Genomic DNA, 26,204 nt, shown 5'->3' with positions numbered 1-26,204 from the left:
GACCGCGACGCGCCCGCCCCTCTCATGCAGACATCCGAAATCATGAATCAAACCCGTATCGTCCTCCCTGGCGGCGCCGGCCTGGTCGGTCAGAACCTCGTCGCCCGCCTGAAGCAGCAGGGCTACTCGAACATCGTCGTGCTCGACAAGCACGAAGCGAACCTGAACGTGCTGCGCCAGGTGCATCCGGACGTCACCGCCGTGTTCGCCGATCTCGCCGAGCCGGGCGACTGGGACAAGCATTTCGAACACGCGGACACGGTCGTCATGCTGCAGGCCCAGATCGGCGCGCCGACCCGCGAGCCGTTCGTGCGCAACAACATCACGGCGACGAAGCACGTGCTCGAGGTGATCAAGCGCTACGCCATTCCCCATACGGTGCATATCAGCTCGTCGGTGGTCAATTCCGTGGGGGACGACTGGTACACGGAAACCAAGCGCGAGCAGGAAGAGATCGTGGCCGCATCGGGCATCAACTGCGTGATCCTGCGCCCGACGCTGATGTTCGGCTGGTTCGACCGCAAGCACCTCGGCTGGCTGTCGCGCTTCATGCACCGCGTGCCGGTGTTCCCGATCCCGGGCAGCGGCCGCTACATGCGCCAGCCGCTCTACGTCGGCGATTTCTGCAACGTGATCATCAGCTGCATCCGCTCCGGCAAGGCCGGACAGGCCTTCAACATCACGGGGCTCGAGCGCGTCGACTACATCGACCTGATTCGTCAGATCAAGCGCGCGACCCACGCACGCTGCTCGATCGTGAAGATCCCGTACGGCCTGTTCTACGTGCTGCTGAAGATCTACGCGCTGTTCGACAGCAACCCGCCGTTCACCGCGGATCAGTTGAAGGCGCTCACCGCTGGCGACGAGTTCGAGGTGATCGACTGGGAAGGCATCTTCGGCATCCAGGCCACGCCGCTCGCCAAGGCCATGACCGAAACCTTCAACGACCCGACCTACAGCCACATCGCACTAGAGTTCTAAAGCCATGAGCGCAGACCGTATTGCCGTCCTCGGTGCCGGCCCCATGGGGCTCGGCGTTGCCTACCAGCTCGTCAAGGACGGGCGCAAGCCCGTGATCTTCGAGGCAGACGACCGTGTCGGCGGCATGGCCGCATGCTTCGACTTCGGCGGGCTCTCGATCGAGCGCTACTACCACTTCCACGCGATTTCCGATCACGCGTTCCTGAAGGTGCTGCAGGAGCTCGGCCTCGAAGACAAGATGCACTGGCGCGAGACGAAGATGGGGTACTTCTACCAGGATCGCGTGCAGCCGTGGGGCAATCCGATCGCACTGCTGAAGTTCAAGGGGCTCGGCCTGACCGCGAAGATCCGCTACGGGCTGCACGCGTTTCTCTGCACGCGCCGCGACAACTGGAAGCCGCTCGACAAGCTCGAGGCGACCGGCTGGATTCGCCGCTGGGTGGGCGAGGAAGCGTGGGAAGTGCTGTGGCGCCGCCTGTTCGACTACAAGTTCTACGATCACGCGCGCAGCCTCTCCGCCGCGTGGATCTGGAGCCGCGTGCGACGGATCGGCCGGTCGCGCTACAACCTCTTCAAGGAAAAACTCGGCTACCTCGACGGCGGCTCGGATACGCTGCTCGAAGGCATGCGCCGCTACATCGAAGCGAACGGCGGCGAATTCCGGCTCGGCACGCCGGTCAGCAAGGTGCTGATCGAGAACGGCAAGGTCGCCGGCGTCGAGGCGGGCGGCGAGTCGCTCGCGTTCGACAAGGTCATCAGCACCATTCCGCTGCCGTACGTGCCGCGCGTGATGCCCGATCTCCCGACGGACATCCTGGAAAAATTCGCGAGCGTGAAGAACGTCGCGGTGGTGTGCGTGATCGCCAAGCTGCGCAAGCCGGTCACCGAGAACTTCTGGCTCAACACCAACGATCCGGACATGGACATTCCAGGGATCGTCGAATACACGAACCTGCGCCCGCTCGATGCGCACGTCGTGTACGTCCCGTTCTACGTGCCGGGCGAACATCCGGTCTACCAGCAGCCGGATACGGCCTTCATCGACAAGGTGAAGCGCTACCTGATGAAGATCAACCCCGCGATCACGCCCGACGATTTCATCGACGTGCGTGCAAGCCGCTACCGCTTCGCGCAACCGGTGTGCGAGCCTGGCTTCGCCGATCGCCTGCCACCGATCCAGTTGCCCGTGCAGGGCCTGCTGGTCGCCGACACGTCGTATTACTACCCCGAAGACCGCGGCATCTCCGAGAGCATCGGGCTCGCGCGCGAAATGGCCAGAATGGTATGACCGACATTGCCCGAACCGCGAAGCGCGGCCTCGTTTCCCGGGAATTCCTGCTGTTCCTGCTGACGGGCGGCTTCGCCGCGGCCGTCAACTGGGGCAGCCGGATTCTCTACAACCTGTGGATGCCCTACTCGGCCGCGATCGTCGTCGCCTATGTGACCGGCATGATCACGGCGTTCATCCTGGCCAAGCTGTTCGTCTTCAAGAAAAGCACGCAGTCCACGGGGCGCTCGGCGTTCTTCTTCACGCTGGTGAACCTGGTCGCGGTGTTTCAGACGTGGCTCGTCAGCGTCGGTCTTGCGTACTACGTCTTTCCGCGACTCGGCCTGCACTGGCATGACCGGGACATCGCCCACCTGGTCGGCGTGATCGTCCCGGTTTTCTCCAGCTACATCGGCCACAAGAAGTTCAGCTTCCGGCATCACGAAAGCTGAGCCATCCCGACGGCATACCCGCCGCCCGGCTAACGCGCCGGGCCGGCGGCCAGCAGCGCATCCACCCGCTCGACCAGCGCGCGGGTCATCTCGATCCAGCCATGTTCGCGCTCGACGAACTGCCGCGCGTGACCGGCCATCTCCACAGCCTCCGACGGATGCGCGACGAGCCACTCGATGCGCTCGACGAACGCCTCGGGCGTATCGGCGATCAGCAGGTCCTGCCCGCTTTTCGCACTCAGCCCTTCGTGCCCCAGCGACGTCGTGACGACCGGCAGTCCGAGCGCCATGTACTCGAGGATCTTGTTCTGCACGCCGGCGCCGATCCGCATCGGGCACACGCCGATCGCGCCGTCGGCCGCGGCCTGCGCGACCGATTCGACGCGGCCGGTCACCTCGACGCCGTCGTACGCGCGGAATTGCTCGGCCAGCGCGGGCGCGATGGAGCCGACGATCCGAAAGCGATAGTCGGCACGCCGGCGCAGCAACGGCAGCACCGCTTCGGCGAAGTAATGGCACATGTCCTGGTTCTGCACCGTGCGCATGTCGCCGATGAACACCAGCAAGCGGCTCGCCATGCTGCGCGCCGCATACGGCAGGCCGGAGAGATCCACGCCGTTCGAACACACCATCACCCGTTTGCCCGACTCGCCGGGAAACAGGTAATCGCGATCGGTCTTCGACACCAGTACCGACAGATCGAAGTCGTCGACGATCGTGCGCTCGTAGTCGAGCAGGCGCTTCGCCTCGATGCCGAACACGCGCGACTTCAGCCCGCGTGCTTTCCTGAGCTGCTTGACGCGGCTGTAGTTGAGCGAGATCGCGTCGGTCATTTCGAGCACGCGCGGTTTGTCCGACTTGCGCACGTACTCCGCGCAGCGCACCAGATGCACGAACGCGCCGTCATGCGACGGCAGCAGCCGGGACACGGCCGCCGCAAACGCGCTGCTGCGGTAGTACGCCACCTGCAGCGGCGTGCGCGTGGGCAGCGCGAGCAGCGTATTGACGTACGAACGCGCCCGGGACAGAAAGACCCGTTCGACGCGGTCGAACACGCCGTCGGCCGGCACTTCGGCATGCATGTCTTCCTGACTGTCGCACAGGCTCAGCAACGTCAGCGAGTAACGGCGCGACAGCATCCTGCAGAGATGATAGATCCGCAGCTTGTCGCCGCCGATCACCGGATACGGAAACCGCGGCGTCAGCACCAGCAGCTTCTTCTTGTTTTCGCTCATGACAGGCGCGCCCAGAAATCCTCGATCTTCGGACGGACGGCGGATTCGGAAAAGGTCCGCGCACGGTCCATCCCGTCGCCGAACGCCACCTCGAAGCGCGTGTCGTCGCACCATACCTGGCGGATCTGCTCCGCCATGTCTTCCACCGAATACGGATCGAACTGCAGGCCGCAGGTACCGACAATCTCGGGGATCGACGTCGTGTTGCTGCACGCGACGGGCGTGCCGGACGCCATCGCTTCCAGCGGCGGAATCCCGAATCCTTCGAACAGCGAAGCAAACACGAACGCACGCGCTCGCCGGTACTGCTCGCGCAGTTCGTCGCGCGACACGTAGCCGAGCAGCTCGACGTGGCTCGCAATCCCGAGCGCATTCGCGCGCTCGAGAAAATGCGCGTGATGCTCGACCTTGATGCCGGCGATCCGGAGCCGCGCGTCGTCGTCCAGCGCCGGCCGCGCGACCGCGAAAGCCTGCAGCAGCCGGTCGACGTTCTTGCTCGGCACTTCGCCCGCCACCGTAAACAGATACGGCTCGCGCTCCGCGCGGCTCAGCGGCGGTGCGAACCAGTCGTCCGAAATCGCGCACGGAATGACCTGTACGTCCGCCTCGCGCAATCCGAGCGTCTCCACCAGTTCACGCTGCGTGAATCGCGAAATGGTCAGCAGGACGTCCGCCCGGCGCGCGAGCCGCGGCACCACGTGCCGGCGATAGACGCGTCCGGCGGTCTGGTACAGCGATCTCGCCGGCGGCAGCACGCTCCACGGCTTCATGTAGATCAGGTCGTGAACGACCGCGATCAGCCGCGTGTTGCCGATCGATCGCAGCGGCCCCGTGTTGTACGGGCACAGCAGATAGTCGAGCTTCTGTTCCCGGCAAAGGCGCGGCAGCTCGACCTGCTCCCACCACGGGAAGAAACCGCGGCCGCCGCTCACGCACGGCCATTCGTCGGCGCTCACGCCGTCCGGCGCGAGGCCCAGGACCGACGCGCCGACCGGCGCCACCAGTTGCCGGGCGAACCGCCCCATGCCGCGGTAGTTGCCCACCATCCAGGTGATATCCACCCCCAACTTCACGCGGTACTCCTCGCAGCAAATTCATTCATGAACGACGCGTCCCGCGCAGGACGGCGTCGTAGACGGCCAGGGTCTGCGCCGCGCAGGCCGGCCAGTTCAGTTCGCGCGCACGCGCAAGCCCGGCTTCGCGCAGCGCGGCGGCCTTGCCCGGTTGCTCGACGATCGCGCGCATCCCGTCGGCGATGTCGCCGGTGCTGGCGGGGTCGACCAGGATCGCCGCGCCGCCCGCGACTTCGGGAACGGACGTCGTATTCGATGCGATCACCGGCAGCCCCGACGCGAACGCCTCGACGACCGGCAGCCCGAAACCCTCGCACAGCGACGCGAACACGAGCGCGGTGGCCGACTGCATCAGTGCACGCACGTCGTGGTCGGGCAGATACTGGAGCCAGCGCACGCTGCCGCTTTCGTCCGCGCTCAGGCGCGCGACGAGCTGGTCGCAGCCCCACCCGGCACGGCCGACGATAACCAGCGGGATATCGCGACGCAATGCGGCAGGCAGGCTCGCGTGGGCGTCGACCACCCGCTCGAGGTTCTTGCGCGGCTGCAAGGTGCCGACGCACAGGAAGAACTGCTCGGGCAGGCCGAGCCGCTTCAGCACCGCGGCCCGCTCGGCCGCGTCGATCCGCTCGAAGAAGCGCGGATGCACGCCCAGCGGAACGACGGAGATCCGGTCGGGCGCGATGCCGAAATGCTCGACGATTTCGCGCTTCGAATAGTCGGAGATCGTGATCACATGATCGGCCCAATGCCCGGAACGCCGCAGCAGCCAGCGGCGCAGCGCGGCCAGGCGAACCGTCGTCCACTCCGGATGCGACAACGGGATGGCATCCATCAGCGTTGCGATCACGGGCGTGCCCGACAGCTTCGGAATCAGGTGATCCGTCGCATGGAAAACGTCGACGCGCTCGGCGCGCAACGCCTGCGTGTCGACCCAGGACCACGGGGTAACGGCGCCGAGCACCGTCGCGACCGCGTGCCCGCCCAGGTTCACGGGCGGCCGGGCGCCCGGAAATGCATCGCTGCCGACGACCGCGCCGAAGCCGGCGGGAACCAGGTCGATCCCGCCGTGCGCCAGCAGCGCCCGCCCCAGTTCACGCGTATACGACCCGATGCCGTCGACACCGCCATGCGCGCTGCTGCGCGCGAGGGCGGTCGTGCCGAAACCGACTTTCACCCCCGCCCTCCGCCAAACATCCAGCGCAGCGTGCTTTCCAGCGGAATGTCCTCGAGCGGCCCGACGGCGGCCTGCAAGCGCGCACCGTCACCCTGCAGACGACGGACTTCGTTCGCCCGCACGAATGCCGGGTTGACGCGCACCTCGATCGAATAGCCGGCGATCTGTTCCATCATCGCGATCACCGCCTTCAGCGATACGGCACGGCCCGAGCATACGTTGAACACGCCGCCGGCCGGTGCCAGTTGAAGCAGGCGCCGATAGGCGTCCACCACGCGCCGAACGTCGGAAAAATCGCGCTCGACGTCGATATTGCCGAGCTCGATCACGCGCTCGCCGCGCTGGAAATGGCCGACGATCTTCGGCAGCAGGAATTGCGGCGACTGGCCGACACCCGTGTAGTTGAACGGACGCGCGACGACGATCGGCAGCTTGTCGCGCCAAAGACGCGCCATGTACTCCATCGCCAGCTTGCTGACCGCGTAGTCGTTCGCCGGATTCGGTTCGACCGATTCGTCGATGACCTCGACCGCCGCGTTACCGTAGATGTTGGCGCTGCTCGCCAGCAGGACCGCCTTCGGACGGTTCTCCAGGTTCGCGAGCGCCTCCAGCAGGTTGCGCGTGCCGACCACGTTGGTGCGATAGATCGCATCGGCGTCGCCGTGCGCGACGAACGCGATCGCGGCCAGATGCGCGACCACGTCCGGCTGCACGTCCGCGACGACTTGCGCGAGCGCGGCGCGGTCGCACAAGTCGACGCGGTACATGTCGGCGCCCGTCGCTTCGGCGCCGTGCGCGGTGCCGAACACGCGATAGCCGGCCGCACGCAGCGACTGCGCGAGGTAATCGCCGGTAAAGCCGCCGAGCCCCGTCACCAGGGCGCGCGGGGCGTCAGAACGAGAAGCCGCGTTCATTTCGACGCAAATCCGCTTCGACCATCATCGCGCACAGCTCCTCGAGCGTCGTCTTCGGCTCCCAGCCGAGCTTCTGCTTCGCCTTCTCCGGATTGCCGATCAGCAGATCGACTTCGGCCGGGCGATGGAACTTCGGATTGACGCGAACCAGCGTCTTGCCGGTCGCCACATCGACGCCGGTTTCATTCACGTCGCTGCCCTTGAACTCTAGGTCGACGCCCGTCGCCTTGAACGCCATGCGCACGAAATCGCGCACGGTTTCGGTCCGGTTCGTGGCCAGCACGTAGGTGTCCGGCTCGTCGGCCTGCAGCATGCGCCACATCCCTTCGACATATTCCTTCGCGAAGCCCCAGTCGCGCTTCGCGTCCATGTTGCCCAGTTCGAGCACGTCGAGCTGGCCGAGCTTGATCTTCGCGACGGAGTCGGTGATCTTGCGCGTGACGAATTCGCGGCCGCGCAGCGGCGACTCGTGGTTGAACAGGATCCCGCTGCAGCCGAAGATGTCGTAGCTCTCGCGATAGTTCACCGTGATCCAGTGCGCATACAGCTTGGCCACGCCATACGGGCTGCGCGGATAGAACGGCGTCGACTCGATCTGCGGAATCGCCTGCACCTTGCCGAACATCTCCGACGTGCTCGCCTGGTAGAAGCGGATCTTCGGGTTGACGATGCGGATCGCCTCGAGCAGGTTCAGCGGGCCGATCCCGGTGATTTCCGCGGTGGTGACCGGCTGGTCGAACGACACGCCGACGAAGCTCTGCGCGGCCAGGTTGTAGACTTCCGTCGCGCCCGTGGTCTGCAGCAGACGAATGCTCGAGGACAGGTCGGTCAGGTCGTACTCGATCAGATGCAGGTTCGGGTGCTTCGCGATCCCGAGTTCCTCGATGCGCCAGAAGTTGACCGAGCTCGTGCGGCGGTAGGTGCCGTAAACGGTATAGCCTTTCTCGAGCAGAATCTGCGCAAGGTAGGCACCGTCCTGACCGGTGATGCCGGTAATAATGGAAGTCTTCATCATCCCCTCAAACTCGTTTCAACAGAACTATTCAATACGCCGGGTCCACGTGAAGCCGGACCGTCGGACTCGCCCCGACCCTATATTTTTTCGGTCAGCATCGCCGCGCTCTGCCGCCACGACAGAAACGGCATGCCGGTCGACACCGGAATGGTGCCCGCCGCCTTCCCGGCCAGCCACTCGCGAATCGCACCGGCCAGCGCGGACGCGTCGTTTGCCGTGAAATACGCTGCGTGCTCGCCAGCCACCTCGCGGAAGACCGGAAGGTCGCGCGCCAGGATCGGCACGCCGTGCTGAGCCGCCTCGATCAGCGGCAACCCGAAACCCTCGCCGGTGGACGCCGCGATCAGGCAACCGCTCGCTGCATACACCTTCTCGAGAAACTCGTCGCTGATGCTCTCCAGCCAGAACAGCCGGCGGTCCCGTTCCGTGTGGGACCGCAGCCGGTTCGCCAGATTGTCCATCATCCAGCCTTGCTTGCCGACAATCACGAGATTGGCGTCGACGCCGGCCGCCCACAACTGCTCGAAAGCCTCCAGCACCTGTGCGTGGCCCTTGCGCGGCTCCAGCGTGCCCACCATCAGGAAGCTGGCACGCGCCGCCAGTGCGTCCAGCACGCTTGCCGCGTTTTTCGGCATGCCGGTGGTCGGAACCGAGTTCGCAATATCGGAACCCAGATGGAACCAGTCCAACGCGAACGGACGCTGCCGCGCGATCTTGCGCCCGGCCATCCAGTCCTCGAATTCATCGGCGACCGCCTTCGAAATGCACAGCGCACCGTCGCTTTCGGCGACGACGTCCAGCCAGCGCACGAAGTGGTCGACGACGTGCTGCTCGAAATGGTTGTCCCGTAGCGGCAGCAGATCGTAGACGACGAACTTGACCCGCACGCCCTGCTCGCGCAGGTTCTGATAGAAGCCCGCGTAATGCGGCACGACCGCCGGCGCGAGATCGAGCCCGAGGAACACGTCGCCGGGGCCGTATTCGATCGGGTCGTCGGTCAGCGAATCGTCTTCCTTCCCGAGGAAGCGGGCCATATATGTTCTCGCGTAACGATACGGCTGGTCGGCAGTCGCATACACCGGCTCGATACGATAGCCTACGGGCGGCTGCAGCACCCACTCCCGAAGAATGCTGCGCACGACGCGCTGGATGCCGCTGCGCGCATCGCGCTGCACCAGCTCGGAAATATCGACGAGCAACTGGCGCGTGTTCGATACGCCGTCCAGAAGCCGCGACGCGAGCAGCGCCGTGCTGTCTTCCCAGTTCAGCCACGAAATGCCGGTCGGCTTCGGATGCTGGCCGAGCCGGTACAGTTCGAGCCATGCCGCGAGCGCCGTGCCCAGTTCGCCGGCCGAATTCCCGCCGAAATAATAGGCGCCGTCGCCGGCCACCTCGCGGAACACGGGAATGTCCCGCGCGATGACGGGCAGCCCGTAGTACGCGGCTTCGATCAGCGACAGGCCGAAACCCTCGTTGACGCTGGCGGCGACCAGCCCGCTGGCCGCCTTGTACAGGCTGATCAGGTAGTTGTCGTCGACGCCGGCAAGCCAGAACAGACGCTTGCCGAACTCCGGATGCTTGCGCATCTTGTCCGCGAGCGCGTCCATCTTCCATCCCAGGCGCCCGACGAAGGTCAGGCAGACGTCCTGCCCTGCCGCCCACAACGCCTCGACCGCCTCCAGCACCTGCGCCTGGTTCTTGCGCGGCTCGATGGTCGACACGCACAGGAAGCTCGGGCAGCGCTGCATCGCGGCGATCACCGTCGCGGCGTCAGGCGGCAGCCCGCCTTCGACCACGTCCGGGAAATCGACGCCGATGTGCGCCCACGTGCTGCTGAAGTTCGGCGACGTCGGGATGTTCTTGTCGCGAATCCACGCGAGCAGCGCGTCGGAAGTCGCCTTGGAAATGCAAATCGTGCCGTCCGTCGTGGCCATCACGGCCAGCAGCCGTTCGTGCATCGTCTTCAGGTTCGCGTCGAAGAAATACTCCGGGAACTCGATGGGCAGCAGGTCGTAGACCAGGAACTTCACGCACACGCCCTGCTGCCGAAGCTTCTGATAGAAGGCCGCCTGCGCGATCTGCACGGAGTGCTGCATGTCGAGACCGAGGAACACGTCGCCGCGCTGCCATTGCACGTCGCTGTCGCGAATCGATTCGTCCACCGGTGCGCCGAGGAACTTCTGGGTAAAGCGGCGTGCATACCGATACCCGTGGGTCAGCGTCGCATAGACGGGCTCGACGCGATACCCTGCCGGCGGATGCTTGAGCAGGCAGTCGAGGTAGTTGCGGACGACCCGCTGCACGCCGGTGCCCGCATCGTTCTGGCAGAACTCCGACACGTCGACCAGGATCTGCCGGACATAGCCCGTCTTCTCGTTCTGCGCGAGGCATGCCGCGAGCGGAACCAGCATGTTGCGATCCGCCGATCGGGCGGCTTTGGCCGCCACCAGTTCGATCAGGTGCTCCTGGGAACGGGACTGCTCGAGCCACGATGGCCGGGGCGGCGCAGCGAGCTTTTCCCATTCGGCGAACGCCCGGCGGCCCACTGCATCCCACGAGAATTTGCCGGACTGCACGAGGCCATGCTCGCGCAGCTTCTGGCGGAACGCCGGATCCTCCAGCACCTCGGCCAGCTTGCGCGACATCGCCGGCACATCCATCGGGTCGAACATCGCATCCTGCCAGCCCATGACTTCCGGCAGGCTGCCCGCGTGCGCGCAGATGACGGGCGCACCGCACGCCATCGCCTCGAGCACCGGCAAACCGAATCCTTCGTGCCACGACGGGAAGACGAACGCGTCGCAGATCGCGTATAGCGCGTGCAGATCCGCATCGCTGACGAAGCCCGTGAACTTCAGTTCGGACTCTCCGACGCCGAACTGTGCCGCGTGCTTGTAGAGCTCGGCCTTGACGGATTCCGGGATCTTGCCCACGAACACCAGCTGCACCTTCGCACGCAGCGTGCCGGACAGCTGCGAGTACGCCTCGATCAGTCGCGGCAGGTTCTTGCGCTCGTCCGCACCGCCCGTGTACAGCAGGAACGATGCGTTGATCCCGAATTGCCGGCGCAGCCGGTCGGCCTCGGCCGCATCGACGGAGATCGGCTTGAACGAATCCTCGATGGCCGACGACACCGCGATGATCCGCTCGGCCGGATAGTCCAGATACTCGATGCCTTCCTGCCGCGAAAACTCGGAGTTCGCGAGCAGCAGCGCCGCCTTCTGCAAATAGCCGATCTTCCGGTAGTAGTGCCGCGAGGTGACCGGGTGCGGATCAAGATATCGCTTCGCGTGCACGAGCGGAATGAGATCGTGCAGCGTCACGCTGACCGGCGTTGCGTGATCGAGCTGGCCGACGCTGGATACGCCGTAGCCCGTCACGCCTTCGAACAGGCTGCCGACGTGCACGACGTCCGGCCGCAGGCTCGCGAGGAAGGACTCCCAGCTCAGCTCCGCGATTTCCCGGCGCGTGACGTTGTCGTCGATCACTTCCTCGACCGGTCCGATCGCTTGCCAGACGCGAATGTTTTCCTGGGGCAGCAGCCCCTCGAACTCCGCGCGAATCGCTTCGATCGATTCGCGCAGCATGCCGTTCAGGACCAGTACGACCTCGTGCTCGCCGCGCACGCGCGCGACGCCCTTCGCAAAACCCAGTACGTAGCGACCGATTCCGCGGAATCGGCTTTCTGTCTGCGCACCCTGCATGTCGATAACAATGCGCATCAGTTCTTCTCCTGCTTCAGCCGGTCGAATTCAGCGACCAGGCTCGCGTGAATGCGATTCGCATGCGCGTCCAGATTGTCGATACGGATATGCGTCGACGCGGTGCCGACGGGCTGGCTGGCCGCTGCGGCCGCCACGTACGGCACGAGACGCGCCTTCAGGCCCGGCACGCGATTGAGCACGGCCACCGTGAGCCGGCGCAGCACGGGCTGCCGGTACGCGTAGCGCACCACCCGCTTCACCTGCTGCTTCACGGCCCGCTTGAGCGGCCCGAGTCCCTTGCCGCGCAGGCCGAGGCTCACCCACCGCAGCGGCGCGGTGACGCGCCACGACGTGCTCCGATAGACGGCCTGCAAATGCGCATGGGTCTGCTGGGCCACGGCCTGCTCGTGCTGCGCACGCGCCTCGGCCTCGTGCAGCTTGCTCTCGGCCAGTGCGAGCTGCGCCTCGAGCTGCCGGCACCGATCCTCGACATGCAGCAGTTGCGTATCGACGACCCGCGAGCTGGCCAGCCTGGCCAGTTCCTCGGCATGCTGCGCGCGCGCTTCAACCTCGCGCAGCACTTGCTCCGCCAGCACGCGCTGTTCTTCGGCGAACCTGCTACGATCCTCGGCGAGCTGCAGCCGCCCTTCCGCGAGCCGCAGTTGACCTTCGATGGATTGAAGCCGCGCACCCATCTGCTGCACGCGACCGCCGATCTGCGAAACGTTCGACGTCAGGCGGGTTTCGTAACGCTGGATCAGCGTATCGATCGTCAGCCCGTATTCCGCGCCGAACGCTTCGTCGAACGCGCCCTCGGTCGATTCCACGTTCTTCTGCGCGACGATCGCATAGTCGGGGCTCGCGCCGCGCACGATGTCGAGGAACTGAACCGGTGTCGCGGCATCGCGCAGCTCCGGCGATTCCTGCAGACGAACCACCTTCACGCGATCGAAGCCCGCATGCTCGGCGACGAACGACAGCAACAGCGGCGGAATCGGCTTCTGGTGCGACGGATCCATGTAGAAATTGGTCGTCGCCACCGAGATGTTTTCCGGATTCGGCGTCTCGAGAATCAGCAGGCCGCCCGGCTTCAGCACGCGCAGCGCTTCGGCGACGATCACACCCAGCTGCTCGAAGCTCACGTGTTCGACGACGTGAAACGCCGAGATCAGCGCGTGGCTATCCGATTCGAGCGACGCGAGATACGCGATCGCATCGCCCTGCTGAACCGGCAGCCCGCGCTCGCGACAGGCTTCCAGCATGTCCGCGTCGAGATCGACCCCCATCGGTTCGAAGCCGGCCTCGACCATCAGCTCGAGCCACTCGCCGCGGCCGCACCCCAGGTCGAAGGTCTTCCCGCCCGGATAACGCGCCGCGAGCGGCTGAAAGAAGGGCGAGTAGTTCGTCAGCCGGCTTTTGATCAGCTTGCGCGATCCCCGATACCGATCTTCAAACGCACGATAAAAACTATCCACTATGGCAAGCTCCGCACCGTCGTCGGCAACCAGGCTACGCCGACAAAGTCTTGCATTTTGATGTTGACGACGTTGAACACCAGCGCGCGGTCGCGCCACTGGTAGTTGTTGGCAAGATGGGCGTCGCCCGTATGCAGCGCGACCGCAACCGAATAACTGCCGACGCCGAGATTGGCCGTGAATTCAAAGCGCAACTCGATCGTCTGTCCCGCATCGAGACCGACCAGCACCTGCTTCAGGTGATACGTGTTCGTGCCGAACACCGTCTGCCCGAGCCGGTCCTTGATCATGTAGCCGACCACCAGCTCGGGGATCGCCTCCACGCACCGGACCTTGACGCACAATGCGACCGGCTGCCCGACGCCCGCAACCTCGATAGGCTGACCGGACTCGTCCAGCAGCTCGACTGCGTCGATCACTGCCTCGCCGGTGCCGGACACCGTCTGCACCGCGCCGCTCTCGAGCTTCTCCTGCCGGACCTCGTGATCCTTGCGGTCGGCCAGCATCGCGTTGTAGTAGTCCATGACCACTTCCGGCTGCCCTTGCATCTCCAGCCGTCCCGCATTCAGCAGGATCGCGTGATCGCAGATCGCCTGGATCGCCGCCTTGTCGTGCGCGACGATCAGCAGCGTCGTGCCCAGCTTGCGGAACTCGCGGATCCGGTCGAAGCTCTTGTGCTGGAAATACGCATCGCCGACCGACAGCGCCTCGTCGACGATCAGCACGTCGGGCCGGCGCGCGGTCGCGACGCTGAACGCCAGACGCACCTGCATGCCGCTCGAATACACGCGCACCGGCTGGTCGATGTATTCGCCGATTTCGGCGAACGCCTCGATTTCCGGCATCAGCGCGAGCAGCTCGTCGACGGAATAGCCGAGCAGCTGCCCGGCCATCATCACGTTCTGGCGCCCGGTGAAGTCCGGGTGAAACCCCATCCCGAGCTCCAGCAGCGCGGCAACGCGGCCGGTCATGGTCACGCTGCCGACGCTCGGCTGCGTAGTCCCGACGATCATCTTCAGCAGCGTGCTCTTGCCCGCGCCGTTGATGCCGATGATGCCCAGCGCCTCGCCGGCCTTCACCGAGAAGCTCACGTCGCGCAGCACCCAGTGCAGCGTGTGATGCGGCTTGCGGCGCGGGTCCATCCATTCGACGAGACGCGACCAGCGCGTCGGATACTGCTTGTAGGCCTTGCCCAGATTGGTAACGGTAATGGTGCCCATCAGAGTTCATCCACCATTTCGCCCGCATGCTTGCGGAACAGGCTGAAGCCGAGCAGGCACAGGCCGACGCCCAGCGCCGTCACGAACCAGAGCTGCGACCAGTCGGGCCACCTGGCCTGCATCATCACGACCTGGAACGACTCGACCAGCGATGCCATCGGGTTGAACTGCATCCCGGCCTGGATCTGCTTGGGCAGGATGTCGACCGAATAGACGATCGGCGTCAGCCAGAACCAGAAATTCAGCACGATGTTGAAGAACTGCCCGACGTCGCGGAAGAACACGTTCAGCACGCCGAGCGTGATCCCGAGACCGATCGCGAACAGCGTCAGCACGATCAGCAGCGGAATGACGGCCACGAACACCACGCCGGGAAAGTTGCCGGTGACCAGCAGGAATACCACGAACAGCCCGAACACGATCGCGAAGTTGATCAGCGAGTTCGCCACCACGATCACCGGCAGGCACAGCCGGGGAAAATTCAGCTTCTTGATCAGGTTGGCGTTCTCGATGAACGCGTTCTGCGCGCGACTGACGATCTCGACGAACATCCCCCACGGCAGCACGCCCGCGCACAGGTGAATGCTGTACGCGAAGCCGCTGTCGACGCCCGGCAGCCGGGCATGCATCACCCGCGAAAAAATCACCGTATAGACGACGATCATCGCGAGCGGGTTGAGGACCGTCCACGCGGCGCCCAGCAGGGAATTACGGTACTTGGACTGGAATTCCCGCTTGACGCTTCCCAGGATGAAGCCGCGATACGCCCACAGGGCTCTCAGCATGCCCAGCATCAAGCCCGCCCGTACACATCTTGGAAACGAACGATGTCGTCTTCCCCAAGGTATTCGCCGCTCTGCACCTCGATCATCACGAGATCCAGCACGCCCGGATTCTCGAGGCGATGCTTGTGCCCGGCCGGGATGTAGGTGGACTCGTTGGTGCGCACGAAGATTTCGCGGTCACCGTTGACGACCTTGGCCATCCCCGACACGACGATCCAGTGCTCGCTGCGGTGATGGTGCATCTGCAGGCTCAGGCTCGCGCCCGGCTTGACCTCGATGCGCTTGATCTTGAAGCGCGGCCCTTCCTCCAGCACCGTGTAGGTGCCCCACGGCCGGCTCACGGTGCGATGCAGCTTGTACGCATCGTGATTGCGCTTCTTCAGCCGGGCGACGACCTGCTTCACGTCCTGCGCGCGATCGGGATGCGCGACCAGCAACGCGTCCGGCGTATCGATGATCATCAGATCGGCCACGCCGACTGCCGCGACCACGCGATCCGGGCTTTGCACGTAGGTATTGTGGCTATCGACGAAGATCGCATCGCCGACGACACGGTTGCTGTCCTGATCCGGCGCCACCAGGTCGCGCACCGCACCCCAGGAGCCGATGTCGCTCCAGCCGAAGCTGGACGGCACCACCGCGACGTTCGACGAGCGCTCCATCACCGCGTAGTCGATCGAAATGTCGGGCATCTTCTGGAACGATTCGGCCGGAATCTCGAGCATCTGCGCGGTTGCCTTGTCGGCTTGCAGCGACGCCCAGCATGCTTCGGCAGCCGCCGCGACGTCCGGCGCGTGACGGGCCATCTCGTCGAGAATGGCGCCCGCCGCGAAGCAGAACATGCCGGAATTCCACAGATAATTGCCCGTCGCCAGGTATTCGGCGGCCTTCGCCGCATCGGGCTTCTCGACGAAGCGCTGCACGACCCGGCCGTTGCCGATCTGCTCGCCGGCCTCGATATAGCCGAAGCCGGTATCCGGGCACGTCGGCACGATACCGAACGTCACCAGCTTGCCCTGCTTCGCCAGTTCGACCGCGCTTGCAACGGCTGCGGAGAATCCTTGCTGATCCTGCACCAGATGATCGGCCGCGAGCACCAGCATCAGCGCATCGCGCCCGTACTTTTCCGCCACGTGGTGCGCCGCCATCGCGACGGCGGGCGCCGTGTTCCGGCCGGACGGCTCGAGCATGAATACGCCAGATTGCTGATCGCCGAGCGCCGCGCAGACGAACTCGTCCTTGCTCATGAAGTAGTAGTCGCGGTTCGTGACCGTCAGCAGTTCCGCGCATGCGGACTCGGCATCTTGGCCGACCGCCGCGGCTGCCCGTCGGTACGTCTTCAGCAGCAGGCTCTCGCCGTCGGCAAGCTTCATGAACGGCTTGGGGTGCCCTTCGCGGGAGACGGGCCAAAGCCGCGTGCCGGCACCACCGGACAGGATGACGGGGATTAACATCACATTCACTCCAGATTTAGTATCCGCTGGCGAAGCAAACACCTTCGCCACTTACATCAAACCACCACCGGCGTGCCTGCCGGCCGGTCGCGACCGGCCGGACCAAGCCGGAATTATAGCTGGCGAACTGCCGCCTTCGGAACCGGCCGGGCGCCGGGAACCGCCGCCACGCAAGGCCCGGATGCCTGCGCCGGGCGATCGGGCGGCCCGGCTTGCGCCGGCGGCGACAAAAGCGCCGTACCCGTCGAACGGGCCTTACCGGACGGTCACCTCGACATCGCCGAATGCACCCGACTGACCGTCGTCGAGCCACGCGACGCCTTCCTGAACCAGGGTCAGCCGCAGCACGTAGCGCCCGGCCGCGGCCGGCGCCACGATCGACACCTGCAGATCTTGCGCCTCGCCCGGCATCATGGAGGCCTTCAGCCTCGTTCGTTCGCCGTCGAACACCACGACCTGCGAGCGCGTGCGGTCGAGCCAGTGATACGACGCGTGCACCGGAGTCGGCGCACGGCTGGCCAGTTGAAAGTTCGACCGGTTGGACAAGCGAACGCGCACCGAAAACGACGCGCCCGCGGCAACCGTCGACGGCGCGTCGAGCACCGTCACCGCGATTCCGGCCTTTGCCTGCGCCGAAAGCGGCGCATGCCAGGAATTCTTGCGCAACGTGTCCGATTGTTCGAAACGCTCGATCAGCAACGCGCGAACCATATCGCCATGACGCTCCTCGAACAGTGCGCAACCCCACGCATAGAGTTCCTGGTCCAGGGCGGTCAGTTCGTTAATCGCGTCGACTTCCTCGAACGACAGCCCGTGCATGACCGGCCGGTCCGACGACGTGTTGAGCCGCGGCGTCGCGAACCTCGGACAGAAGTTCATCGAATAGGCGAGCAGGTTCATCGAATCGCGCATGCGCTCGGTGATACCGAAGAACGCGAACGATTCGAGCCGCTTTTTCGCGCGGTCGAGCAACGTCCGGTCGTGCCGGCGCGATGCGTATTCCTTGACCGCCTCGCGACCGTAGCCGATCGGATCGCGCATCAGCTTCTCGTAGTCGAAGTCGGCCGCGAGAAAGAGGGTCTGCGTATTGACGATGTCCCAGTTCGTTTCAGGATCCCGAACGAAATCCAGCAACGACCACTTCTCGTCGTTCATCCGCCGATGACGATACGTATCGTCGTGGCGCTGCGCATGCAGATACCACGACACCGTTCGCTGCACCGGATCCCGCAGCATCGTGAGGTGGGTCAGGTTTCGTCCGACGAACGACTCGATGCCGTGCCAGTGATGCCCGCGAAACAGCCGGTACCTGTCAACGGATTCCCGCGGCAGCGCGAACAGCTCCTCGAGGACCTGCGCCGGGCACACGTCTTCCCTGTCGTACTGATCCTCGAGGAAAGAAATGAGCGACGATCCCCCCGTTTTGGGAATATGAAGGAAATAAACCGGATCCGTATGCATTGTCACCAATCGAAAATGAGAGTCGCGGCAAAACCGCCCAGCCCGCGCCCTTCGTACACCCCCAACCCTTGAATCACCCGGTCAGACACAGTTGCAGCACATCGCGCCAGTCCGGCATCCGCAGACCAAACGTCGCGGTCAGCTTGTCCAGCGCCAGCCTCGAATTGGCCGGTCGCTTCGCCGGCGTCGGGTAGTCGCTCGACGCGATCGGCGCAACCGTCGGCGTGCATCCGGCCATCGCGGTCGCGAAGATCGCGTCGGCAAAGCCGCACCACGAAGTCGCACCGGCCGACGCGAGGTGATAGATGCCCGTGCGACGCGCCCACCAGTGCGCGTCGGCCGCCGCCGCGCCCTGCGCGACGATGTGTGCCGTGGCGGCGGCAATGGTGTTCGCCCAGGTCGGTGCACCGACCTGATCCGCGACGATGTTCAATGCCGGGCGCTCGGCGCCGAGCTTGAGCATCGTCTGCAGGAAATTCCTGCCGCGCCGGCCATACACCCAGCTCGTGCGCAAAATCAGATGCGCGCAGCCGGCGGCCGCGATCGCCTGCTCGCCTTCCAGCTTCGTCGCGCCATACACGTTCACGGGATTCGTCGCATCGCTTTCCGTGTACGGGCGCGCCTGCGTGCCGTCGAACACGTAATCGGTCGAGTAATGAATCAGCGTGCCGCCGATACGCGCCAGTTCTTCCGCGAACACGCTCGGCACGTCGGCATTCAGCCGCCGTGCCGCGTCGATGTCGGTCTCGGCCTTGTCCACCGCGGTATACGCGGCCGGGTTCACGATCAGCGACGGTTTCAGCTCGCGCACGACGGCCCGCACGCGATCGAGATCGGACAGGTCGAGCATCGACCTGTCGCACGGCACCACGCGGCCGAGCCCCTGCAGCGTGCGCAGCAACTCGAATCCGATCTGGCCGTTCACCCCCGTCACGAGGATCGTCGGCTGACGATGGCCGCCGTCACGCATAGACTTCTGCCTCGTTCAGCGGCTTGCCCGCTGCATCCTTCGCCGCCAGCACCGGCTCGCCGTCGAACGGCCATTGAATGCCGATCTCCGGATCGTTCCACAGCAGGCTGCGCTCGTATTCCGGGAACCAGTAGTCGGTCGTCTTGTACAGGAACTGCGCCGCCTCCGACAGCACCACGAAGCCGTGCGCGAAGCCGGGCGGCACCCACAGCTGACGATGGTTGTCGGCCGACAGCGTCACGCCGACCCACTTGCCGAAATTCGGCGAACTGCGCCGGATGTCGACCGCGACGTCGAACACTTCACCCTCGACCACGCGCACGAGTTTGCCCTGCGCGTGTTCGATCTGGTAGTGCAGCCCGCGCAGCACGCCCTTCGCCGAACGCGAATGGTTGTCCTGCACGAATTCGACGCCGGTCTCGACGAGTTCCGCGAATTCGCGGCCGTTGAAGCTCTCGTAGAAGTAGCCGCGCGCGTCGCCGAACACCTTCGGCTCGATGATCCTGACTTCAGGAAGCGCCGTTGCCGTTACCTGGATAGCCATGCGACCTGATTCGTCAGAAGGTTCCGGAGATACTGCCCGTAAGCATTCTTCGACAGCGGTTGCGCAAGCTTCAGCACTTGCTCTTCGTCGATCCAGCGCTTGCGGTACGCAATCTCCTCGGGACACGCGACCATGAGCCCCTGCCGCTTCTGCAGCGTCGCGATGAAGCCTGCCGCCTCGATCAGCGAATCGTGCGTGCCGGTGTCGAGCCATGCATAGCCGCGTCCCATGATCTCGACGTTCAGCGCGCCGTCTGCAAGATAGCGCGAATTGACGTCGGTGATTTCGAGTTCGCCGCGCGGCGACGGCTTGATGTCGGCCGCGATGTCGCACACGCGGTTGTCGTAGAAGTAGAGACCGGTGACGGCGTAGTGCGAACGCGGTTTCGCCGGTTTCTCCTCGATCGACAGCGCACGGAATGCCTGGTCGAACTCGACGACGCCGTAGCGCTCGGGATCGTGCACGTGATACGCGAACACGGTCGCGCCGCTTTCCTGCGCATACGCACGTTCGAGCTGCTTCGCGAGATCGTGCCCGTAGAAAATGTTGTCGCCGAGGATCAGCGCCGACGGATCGTTGCCGACGAAATCGCGGCCGATCGTGAACGCCTGCGCGAGACCATCCGGCGACGGTTGCACCGCGTACCGGATGTTCATCCCCCACTGGCTGCCGTCGCCGAGCATCGATTCGAAGCGCGGCGTGTCCTGCGGTGTCGAGACGATCAGTACGTCGCGGATGCCGGCGATCATCAGCGTCGACAGCGGGTAATAAATCATCGGCTTGTCGTACACCGGCAGCAACTGCTTCGACACTGCATGCGTGATCGGATACAGCCGGGTGCCGGAGCCGCCCGCGAGAACGATGCCTTTACGTGCCATGACGTCAGTCCTCAAGCGCGCTGCGCATAGTTCGTCTCGACCCACTTCCGGTACTCGCCGGACAAGACTTCGTCGACCCAGCCCTGGTTGCCGAGATACCAGTCGACCGTCTTCGCGAGGCCGGTCTCGAACGTCTCGGCGGGCTTCCAGCCGAGTTCGCGCTCGAGCTTGCGTGCGTCGATCGCATAACGGCGATCGTGGCCGGGACGGTCGGTGACGTACGCGATCTGGTCGCGATACGAACCGGCTGCCTTCGGACGCGCCTGGTCGAGCAGGTCGCACAGCGTGTGCACGACCTCGAGGTTCTTCTTCTCGTTCCAGCCGCCGACGTTGTACGTTTCGCCGAGTTCGCCGCGCGCGAGCACTTCGCGAATCGCGCTGCAGTGGTCGCCGACGTACAGCCAGTCGCGCACGTTCTGGCCGTCGCCGTACACGGGCAGCGGCTTGCCGGCGAGCGCGTTCGCGATCATCAGCGGAATCAGCTTCTCGGGGAACTGGTACGGACCGTAGTTGTTCGAGCAGTTCGTGGTCAGCGTCGGCATGCCGTACGTGTGATGATAGGCGCGCACGAGATGATCGGAACCGGCCTTCGTCGCCGAGTACGGGCTGTTGGGCGCATACGGCGTCGTTTCGGAGAACTGCGGATCGGTCGACGACAGCGAACCGAATACTTCGTCGGTGGAAACGTGCAGAAAGCGGAACGCGCTCTTGCCCGCGGCATCGAGATCGTTCCAGTACGCGCGGGCGGCTTCGAGCAGCGTAAAGGTACCGACGACATTGGTCTGAACAAAATCGGCCGGGCCGTGGATCGAGCGATCGACATGACTCTCGGCGGCGAAATGCACGACGGCGCGCGGCTGGTGTTCGTCGAACAGCGCGCGCAGCGCGGCGCCGTCGCAAATATCGACACGCGCGAACACGTGCTTCGGACTCCCGTCGAGCGACTGCAGCGTGCGGAGGTTGCCCGCATAGGTCAACTTGTCGACATTGAGCACGGCTTCGTCGGATCGACGCAGCCAGTCGAGTACGAAGTTGGCACCGATAAAACCCGCGCCGCCCGTCACCAGGATCATGAGGCTCCCTTAAGTCATACACGGCAGGCCTCGAGCACGTGCCGCCACAGATTCTGAAAGCGACGACGCCAGCTTGCGCGTCACTCAAGGCGGGAATTCTAACTGTTCACCGAGATCGCCAAAGTCATGAAATGCTAATTTTGTTAAGGAAGCGTCGATTATAGGAAGCGGCATTGCGCAAAAGCCATGCCGCTAACAACTTGAAACAGTGCTCCGAACCCGAAGACCCATCAAAACTTCTTGCCAAATCAATAGGTTAAACTGTCAGACGACGGCACATACGGCTGCCCTGCCGCCATGCCCGCTTTTCACTCGGCAATAGGTTTTGTAACAACTTTCCGCTCATGACCCGCACCCCCATCGCCATTGGCGACATTCAAGGCTGTCATTCTGCTTTCCAGTCGCTGCTCGAAGAGCTTTCAGCCCCGGCCGATACGCCTTTCTGGATCGCGGGCGACATCGTCAACCGCGGACCGGGCTCGCTCGCCGCACTGCGCGCGCTCGTCGACCTAGGCCCGCGCGCGACCGTCGTGCTCGGCAATCACGATCTCCATCTGCTCGCGGTATCCGCAGGCATTCGTACCGAACGCCCGGGCGATACCATCGGCGAGATCCTCGACGCACCCGATGCCGACGCGCTGCTCGACTGGGTTCGTCATCGTCCGTTCGCGCACTTCGAACACGCAATGCTGATGGTCCATGCAGGCGTGCTGCCGCAATGGGACGCCACGCTCGCGCTCGAACTCGCGGACGAACTGCAGCGTGCACTGCGCGCGCCCGACTGGCGCGACACGCTGCGGCAGCTATACGGCAACGAGCCGAATCGATGGAGCCCGGATCTGAAGAAGCGCGACCGGATGCGCGTCGCGTTCAACGCATTCACGCGCTTGCGGTTCTGCACGCCGGACGGTGCGATGGAGTTCAAGGCGAATGGCGGCCCCGACAGCGCGCCGCCCGGCTACCTGCCGTGGTTCGACGTACCCGGTCGCCGCACGCAGGACGTGACGGTCGTGTTCGGCCACTGGGCCGCACTCGGCCTGATGCTGCGCGACAATGTCGTCGCGCTGGATTCGGGATGCGTATGGGGGAATCAGTTGTCGGCCGTGCGACTGACGGCCGATCCGGCACAGCGTACGGTCACGCAGGTGCAGTGCGAAGCGTGCCGCTCGCCGGGCGGCGAGTAGCCCGCGCAGCTCGCGCTGCGCAACGACGCTTCAGCTCTCGCGCCCCGGCACCGGTTCGTCGGTCGCCGCGTCGTGCGACGCACCGGCGCCGACTTCAGTCGCCGGATAGGCATGCGCCTCCAGCTCCGCGAGCGACTCGGGCGACGGCTTGCCGACCTTCGCCTGCAACGTCTCGAGCGCGGCCGCGATCGCGTCGCGCGCGGCGGCGGACGTGGTGCGGCGATCGCCGCCCGGCGGAATCGGATCGCACACGTACAGATGCACGATCAGCGGGCCGCCGCGCAACACCATGTCGAGCGACTTCCCGAGCGACAGGTCGCCCGTATAGGCCGGCGCGACCGACTGCCGCTGCTGCGCGTCCTCGTACATCAGGCAGACCGGCTGCACCGCGCAGCCGGCCGACACAGCCGACTGGAACAGGTTCGCATGGAACGGCAGCAGCGCCTGCCCGTCCGACGTCGTGCCCTCCGGGAACACGCACATCAAGCCGCCGTTGCGCAGGCGCTCGGCCATCTCGTGCATGATCCGCATCGCTTCGGTGCGCTTTTCACGCTGCAGGAACACGGTATCGAGCTTCTCGGCGAGCCAGCCGACGACCGGCCACTGCCGCACCTCCGCCTTCGACACGAACGGCGTCGGCCGCCACGCATTGATCGCGTAGATATCGAGCCACGACACGTGATTGCCGACCACGAGCGCGCTCGCATCGAGCCGCGCACCGTCGTTGTGGACGACGATGCGCATCCCGCAGATCCGCAACATCCTGACCGACCAGCGACGCGTCATCTCGGCGCGCCGCGCGGGCGTCACGCGCGAAAAGCACAGCGCGACGGTCGCCATGCCGCGCAGCAGGTGAACAACGAGTCGCAGCTTGCGAAGAGCGATCATGGCGAAGATCCGGCGTGGTTCAGTGGCGCTCGAACGCGACCTGCCCCGCCACGAGCGTCGCACGCACGCAGCCGGGCAGCTCGTAGCCGAGGAACGGCGAGTTGTGGCCCTGGCTCTTCAGCGCGCGCGGCTCCACGCGCCAGTGCGCGCGCGGGTCGAACACGCACAGGTCGGCCACGCTGCCTTCGGCGAGACGGCCGGCCGGCAACTGCAGCACGTCGGCCGGTGCGGCCGTGATGCGGCGCAGCGCCTGCGCGAGCGGCGTGCCGGTTTCGTCGGCCCACTTCACGGTAAGCGACAGCAGCAGTTCGAGGCCCGTTGCGCCGGGCGTCGCTTCGGCGAACGGCAGCAGCTTCTCGTCGTCGTCGACCGGCGTGTGATCGGAGCAGATCGCATCGATCGTGCCGTCGGCGAGCGCCGCGCGGATCGCTTCGCGATCGCGCTCGCTGCGCAGCGGCGGGTCGAGCCGGAACTGCGAATCGAAGTAGCCGATATCGACGTCGATCAGATGCAGGTGATTCACGCCGACGTCGCACGTCACGGGCAGCCCCTCGGCCTTCGCCTCGCGCACGAGCGCGAGACCGGCCGCCGACGACAGGCGTGCGAGGTGCACGCGCGCGCCCGTCACGCGCATCAGTTCGAAGATGGTGTGCAGCGCGATCGTCTCGGCGGCGACCGGCACGCCGGACAGCCCGAGCCGCGACGCGAGCGCGCCGCTCGCGGCAACGCCGCCGCGGCCGATGAACGCGTCGAGCGGACGCAGCCACGTCGTGTAGCCGTAGGTGCTCGCGTACTGCAGCGCGCGCAGCAGCACCTGCGTGTCGCGCACCGGCACGTTCGCATGCGTGAAGCCGACGCAGCCCGATTCGGTCAGCGCGACCATCTCGGTGATCACCTCGCCCTTGAGGCCGACGGTAAGCGCGCCGAGCGGATGCACGTTCGCCTGGTGCAGGTTGCGCGCGCGGAACTTGAGCATTTCGACGAGGCCCGGCTCGTCGAGCACGGGGTCGGTGTCCGGCGGGCACACGAGGGTCGTGACGCCGCCCGCGACGGCCGCGGCCATCTCGGACGCGAGCGTCGCCTTGTGCTCGTAGCCCGGCTCGCGCAGCCGCGCGCACAGGTCGACGAGGCCGGGGGCGACGATCAGCCCCGCCGCGTCGATCGTCTTGTCCGCGTTGAAACCGGCCGGCGCCGTACCGGCCGCCGCGAGCGCGGCGATCTTGCCGTCCGCGACGAATACGTCGGCCTGCCGTTCGGTGCCGGCGACCGGGTCGATCAGCGTGCCGCCTTGGATATGAATCTTCATGCGCTGTCTGTGATTGCGTTGATTGCGTTGAATGCCTGAACAAGGATGCGCGAAAGCGGGCTCAGTCGCTGTTGCCGGCGACGATGCCCATCACCGCCATCCGCACGGCAATGCCGAACGTGACCTGGTTGAGGATCACCGATTGCGGGCCGTCGGCGACCTGCGAATCGATCTCGACGCCGCGGTTCATCGGGCCCGGGTGCATCACGATCGCGTCGGGCGCGGCGAGCGCGAGGCGCTCGGGCGTCAGGCCCCAGGTCTTGAAATACTCCTGCGCGGACGGCAGCAGCGCGCCGCTCATCCGCTCGTTCTGCAGGCGCAGCATGATGATCACGTCGACGCCCTTCAGCCCTTCGTCGAGGTTGTGGAACACCTTCACGCCCATCTGCTCGAGACCGCCCGGCAGCAGCGTGCGCGGGCCGATCGCACGCACTTCCGGCACGCCGAGCGTGGTGAGCGCGTGGATGTCCGAGCGCGCGACGCGCGAATGCAGGATGTCGCCGACGATCGCCACGCGCAGCTTCGTGAAGTCGCGCTTGTAGTGGCGGATCGTGTACATGTCGAGCAGGCCCTGCGTCGGGTGCGCATGGCGGCCGTCGCCGGCGTTGATCACGTGCACGTGCGGCGCGCAGTGCTCGGCGATCAGGTACGGTGCGCCGCTCGACGCGTGACGCACGACGAACAGGTCGGCATGCATCGCCGACAAGTTGTTGATCGTGTCGAGCAGCGACTCGCCCTTGCTCGTCGACGACGCATTGATGTTCAGGTTCAGCACGTCGGCCGACAAGCGCGTCGCGGCGATCTCGAAGGTCGTGCGCGTGCGCGTCGAGTTCTCGAAGAACAGGTTGAACACCGACTTGCCGCGCAACAGCGGCACCTTCTTCACCTCGCGGTCCGTCACGCTGACGAACTGCTCGGCCGTATCGAGAATATGGTTGACGATCGAGCGCGGCAGCCCCTCGATCGACAGCAGGTGTTTCAGCTCGCCGTTTTTCGTGAGCTGCGGGTTGCCCTTCAGGAAACCGTAGCGGAACCGCTCGGGGCTCGCGGCCGTCGCGGGATTGCCGGTGCGGCCAGTGGTGTCGGTGGTCATGGTGTGCGTGATTCCAACTATGCAAACGGGCCGCGGCGTGAACCGGCGGCCCGGG

Annotated in this window: 22 protein-coding genes; 4 read left to right on the top strand and 18 right to left on the bottom strand. The window is 65.3% G+C overall.

Going from position 1 to position 26,204, the window contains the following annotated elements; all coding sequences use genetic code 11:
• Positions 1 to 42 precede the first annotated feature (42 nt).
• The 3 genes from DCN14_RS18670 to DCN14_RS18660 are packed head-to-tail and all read left to right on the top strand — an operon-like array spanning position 43 to position 2,700.
• Positions 43 to 981 (top strand): NAD-dependent epimerase/dehydratase family protein, encoded by a 939-nt coding sequence (locus DCN14_RS18670; protein ID WP_096503768.1) that lies wholly within the window; start codon positions 43 to 45, stop codon positions 979 to 981.
• A gap of 4 nt (positions 982 to 985) precedes the next feature.
• The gene (locus DCN14_RS18665) at positions 986 to 2,269 is read left to right on the top strand and encodes an NAD(P)/FAD-dependent oxidoreductase (protein WP_096503421.1); all 1,284 of its coding nucleotides are present in this window, start codon (positions 986 to 988) and stop codon (positions 2,267 to 2,269) included.
• Positions 2,266 to 2,700, top strand: coding sequence for a GtrA family protein (locus DCN14_RS18660; RefSeq protein ID WP_096503419.1), 435 nt, complete (start codon positions 2,266 to 2,268; stop codon positions 2,698 to 2,700). The genes DCN14_RS18665 and DCN14_RS18660 overlap by 4 nt, the downstream gene beginning before the upstream one ends.
• A gap of 29 nt (positions 2,701 to 2,729) precedes the next feature.
• Here DCN14_RS18660 and DCN14_RS18655 read toward each other — a convergent pair whose 3' ends face one another.
• The 15 genes from DCN14_RS18655 to rfbB all read right to left on the bottom strand — a co-directional run bounded on the left by DCN14_RS18655 (position 2,730) and on the right by rfbB (position 21,678).
• On the bottom strand, positions 2,730 to 3,935 hold the full coding sequence (locus DCN14_RS18655; protein ID WP_096503417.1) for a glycosyltransferase: 1,206 nt from the start codon (positions 3,933 to 3,935) through the stop codon (positions 2,730 to 2,732).
• Entirely contained in the window at positions 3,932 to 4,996 is a 1,065-nt protein-coding gene (locus DCN14_RS18650) for a glycosyltransferase family 1 protein (RefSeq protein ID WP_240327394.1), read from the bottom strand. The genes DCN14_RS18655 and DCN14_RS18650 overlap by 4 nt, the downstream gene beginning before the upstream one ends.
• A 37-nt stretch (positions 4,997 to 5,033) precedes the next feature.
• Positions 5,034 to 6,185 carry a glycosyltransferase family 1 protein gene (locus tag DCN14_RS18645; RefSeq protein WP_096503413.1) on the bottom strand — a complete coding sequence of 384 codons (1,152 nt, stop codon included), beginning with the start codon at positions 6,183 to 6,185 and terminating at the stop codon, positions 5,034 to 5,036.
• Positions 6,182 to 7,099, bottom strand: coding sequence for an NAD-dependent epimerase/dehydratase family protein (locus tag DCN14_RS18640; RefSeq protein ID WP_096503411.1), 918 nt, complete (start codon positions 7,097 to 7,099; stop codon positions 6,182 to 6,184). Before DCN14_RS18640 ends, DCN14_RS18645 begins: the two co-directional genes overlap by 4 nt.
• A complete protein-coding gene (gene gmd, locus DCN14_RS18635; RefSeq protein WP_096503766.1) occupies positions 7,077 to 8,111 on the bottom strand; it encodes a GDP-mannose 4,6-dehydratase in 1,035 nt (344 codons plus the stop codon). Before gmd ends, DCN14_RS18640 begins: the two co-directional genes overlap by 23 nt.
• A gap of 80 nt (positions 8,112 to 8,191) precedes the next feature.
• Complete coding sequence (locus DCN14_RS18630) at positions 8,192 to 11,836, bottom strand: glycosyltransferase family 1 protein (protein WP_096503409.1); 3,645 nt, start codon at positions 11,834 to 11,836, stop codon at positions 8,192 to 8,194.
• Positions 11,836 to 13,293 (bottom strand): class I SAM-dependent methyltransferase, encoded by a 1,458-nt coding sequence (locus tag DCN14_RS18625; RefSeq protein WP_096503407.1) that lies wholly within the window; start codon positions 13,291 to 13,293, stop codon positions 11,836 to 11,838. The genes DCN14_RS18630 and DCN14_RS18625 overlap by 1 nt, the downstream gene beginning before the upstream one ends.
• Positions 13,293 to 14,513 (bottom strand): ABC transporter ATP-binding protein, encoded by a 1,221-nt coding sequence (locus DCN14_RS18620; RefSeq protein WP_096503405.1) that lies wholly within the window; start codon positions 14,511 to 14,513, stop codon positions 13,293 to 13,295. Before DCN14_RS18620 ends, DCN14_RS18625 begins: the two co-directional genes overlap by 1 nt.
• The gene (locus DCN14_RS18615; protein ID WP_096503403.1) at positions 14,513 to 15,307 is read right to left on the bottom strand and encodes an ABC transporter permease; all 795 of its coding nucleotides are present in this window, start codon (positions 15,305 to 15,307) and stop codon (positions 14,513 to 14,515) included. Before DCN14_RS18615 ends, DCN14_RS18620 begins: the two co-directional genes overlap by 1 nt.
• Positions 15,307 to 16,752, bottom strand: a complete 1,446-nt coding sequence (locus tag DCN14_RS18610) for a mannose-1-phosphate guanylyltransferase/mannose-6-phosphate isomerase (RefSeq protein ID WP_096503401.1) — start codon at positions 16,750 to 16,752, stop codon at positions 15,307 to 15,309. The genes DCN14_RS18615 and DCN14_RS18610 overlap by 1 nt, the downstream gene beginning before the upstream one ends.
• Positions 16,753 to 17,007: 255 nt before the next feature.
• Positions 17,008 to 18,213: a sulfotransferase family 2 domain-containing protein gene (locus DCN14_RS18605; protein ID WP_096503399.1), complete on the bottom strand. Its 1,206-nt coding sequence runs from the start codon at positions 18,211 to 18,213 to the stop codon at positions 17,008 to 17,010.
• A 73-nt stretch (positions 18,214 to 18,286) separates the two neighbouring features.
• Positions 18,287 to 19,183 (bottom strand): dTDP-4-dehydrorhamnose reductase, encoded by an 897-nt coding sequence (gene rfbD / locus DCN14_RS18600; RefSeq protein WP_096503397.1) that lies wholly within the window; start codon positions 19,181 to 19,183, stop codon positions 18,287 to 18,289.
• Positions 19,176 to 19,727: a dTDP-4-dehydrorhamnose 3,5-epimerase gene (gene rfbC, locus DCN14_RS18595; protein ID WP_096503395.1), complete on the bottom strand. Its 552-nt coding sequence runs from the start codon at positions 19,725 to 19,727 to the stop codon at positions 19,176 to 19,178. Before rfbC ends, rfbD begins: the two co-directional genes overlap by 8 nt.
• Positions 19,712 to 20,605 (bottom strand): glucose-1-phosphate thymidylyltransferase RfbA, encoded by an 894-nt coding sequence (gene rfbA, locus DCN14_RS18590; protein ID WP_096503393.1) that lies wholly within the window; start codon positions 20,603 to 20,605, stop codon positions 19,712 to 19,714. The genes rfbC and rfbA overlap by 16 nt, the downstream gene beginning before the upstream one ends.
• 11 nt (positions 20,606 to 20,616) lie before the next feature.
• Positions 20,617 to 21,678, bottom strand: coding sequence for a dTDP-glucose 4,6-dehydratase (rfbB, locus tag DCN14_RS18585; RefSeq protein ID WP_096503391.1), 1,062 nt, complete (start codon positions 21,676 to 21,678; stop codon positions 20,617 to 20,619).
• 344 nt (positions 21,679 to 22,022) lie between these two features.
• Here rfbB and DCN14_RS18580 point away from each other — a divergent pair, with 344 nt between their 5' ends.
• A complete protein-coding gene (locus tag DCN14_RS18580; RefSeq protein ID WP_096503389.1) occupies positions 22,023 to 22,862 on the top strand; it encodes a symmetrical bis(5'-nucleosyl)-tetraphosphatase in 840 nt (279 codons plus the stop codon).
• A gap of 30 nt (positions 22,863 to 22,892) precedes the next feature.
• On the opposite strand, the gene DCN14_RS18575 is transcribed toward DCN14_RS18580, so the two are convergent.
• The 3 genes from DCN14_RS18575 to DCN14_RS18565 form a co-directional block, all read right to left on the bottom strand.
• Positions 22,893 to 23,750, bottom strand: coding sequence for a lysophospholipid acyltransferase family protein (locus DCN14_RS18575; RefSeq protein ID WP_096503387.1), 858 nt, complete (start codon positions 23,748 to 23,750; stop codon positions 22,893 to 22,895).
• Between the two features lie 19 nt (positions 23,751 to 23,769).
• The gene (locus DCN14_RS18570) at positions 23,770 to 25,056 is read right to left on the bottom strand and encodes a dihydroorotase (protein WP_096503385.1); all 1,287 of its coding nucleotides are present in this window, start codon (positions 25,054 to 25,056) and stop codon (positions 23,770 to 23,772) included.
• A gap of 61 nt (positions 25,057 to 25,117) precedes the next feature.
• Positions 25,118 to 26,149, bottom strand: coding sequence for an aspartate carbamoyltransferase catalytic subunit (locus DCN14_RS18565; protein ID WP_096503383.1), 1,032 nt, complete (start codon positions 26,147 to 26,149; stop codon positions 25,118 to 25,120).
• Positions 26,150 to 26,204 lie beyond the last annotated feature (55 nt).

It is taken from the genome of Burkholderia sp. IDO3 (genome assembly GCF_003366075.1).
In the GTDB taxonomy this organism is placed as follows: domain Bacteria; phylum Pseudomonadota; class Gammaproteobacteria; order Burkholderiales; family Burkholderiaceae; genus Burkholderia; species Burkholderia anthina.
Note: the sequence above shows the minus strand (reverse complement) of the source record. Positions and strands in the feature narration are given on the sequence as shown.

Coding starts and splice junctions, on each gene's coding strand:
- DCN14_RS18670 (WP_096503768.1), top strand. CDS start 43: ATGAATCAAACCCGTATCGTCCTCCCTGGCGGCGCCGGCCTGGTCGGT.
- DCN14_RS18665 (WP_096503421.1), top strand. CDS start 986: ATGAGCGCAGACCGTATTGCCGTCCTCGGTGCCGGCCCCATGGGGCTC.
- DCN14_RS18660 (WP_096503419.1), top strand. CDS start 2,266: ATGACCGACATTGCCCGAACCGCGAAGCGCGGCCTCGTTTCCCGGGAA.
- DCN14_RS18655 (WP_096503417.1), bottom strand. CDS start 3,935: ATGAGCGAAAACAAGAAGAAGCTGCTGGTGCTGACGCCGCGGTTTCCG.
- DCN14_RS18640 (WP_096503411.1), bottom strand. CDS start 7,099: ATGAACGCGGCTTCTCGTTCTGACGCCCCGCGCGCCCTGGTGACGGGG.
- gmd (WP_096503766.1), bottom strand. CDS start 8,111: ATGAAGACTTCCATTATTACCGGCATCACCGGTCAGGACGGTGCCTAC.
- DCN14_RS18630 (WP_096503409.1), bottom strand. CDS start 11,836: ATGCGCATTGTTATCGACATGCAGGGTGCGCAGACAGAAAGCCGATTC.
- DCN14_RS18620 (WP_096503405.1), bottom strand. CDS start 14,513: ATGGGCACCATTACCGTTACCAATCTGGGCAAGGCCTACAAGCAGTAT.
- DCN14_RS18615 (WP_096503403.1), bottom strand. CDS start 15,307: ATGCTGGGCATGCTGAGAGCCCTGTGGGCGTATCGCGGCTTCATCCTG.
- DCN14_RS18610 (WP_096503401.1), bottom strand. CDS start 16,752: ATGTTAATCCCCGTCATCCTGTCCGGTGGTGCCGGCACGCGGCTTTGG.
- DCN14_RS18605 (WP_096503399.1), bottom strand. CDS start 18,213: ATGCATACGGATCCGGTTTATTTCCTTCATATTCCCAAAACGGGGGGA.
- rfbD (WP_096503397.1), bottom strand. CDS start 19,183: ATGCGTGACGGCGGCCATCGTCAGCCGACGATCCTCGTGACGGGGGTG.
- rfbC (WP_096503395.1), bottom strand. CDS start 19,727: ATGGCTATCCAGGTAACGGCAACGGCGCTTCCTGAAGTCAGGATCATC.
- rfbA (WP_096503393.1), bottom strand. CDS start 20,605: ATGGCACGTAAAGGCATCGTTCTCGCGGGCGGCTCCGGCACCCGGCTG.
- rfbB (WP_096503391.1), bottom strand. CDS start 21,678: ATGATCCTGGTGACGGGCGGCGCGGGTTTTATCGGTGCCAACTTCGTA.
- DCN14_RS18580 (WP_096503389.1), top strand. CDS start 22,023: ATGACCCGCACCCCCATCGCCATTGGCGACATTCAAGGCTGTCATTCT.
- DCN14_RS18575 (WP_096503387.1), bottom strand. CDS start 23,750: ATGATCGCTCTTCGCAAGCTGCGACTCGTTGTTCACCTGCTGCGCGGC.
- DCN14_RS18570 (WP_096503385.1), bottom strand. CDS start 25,056: ATGAAGATTCATATCCAAGGCGGCACGCTGATCGACCCGGTCGCCGGC.
- DCN14_RS18565 (WP_096503383.1), bottom strand. CDS start 26,149: ATGACCACCGACACCACTGGCCGCACCGGCAATCCCGCGACGGCCGCG.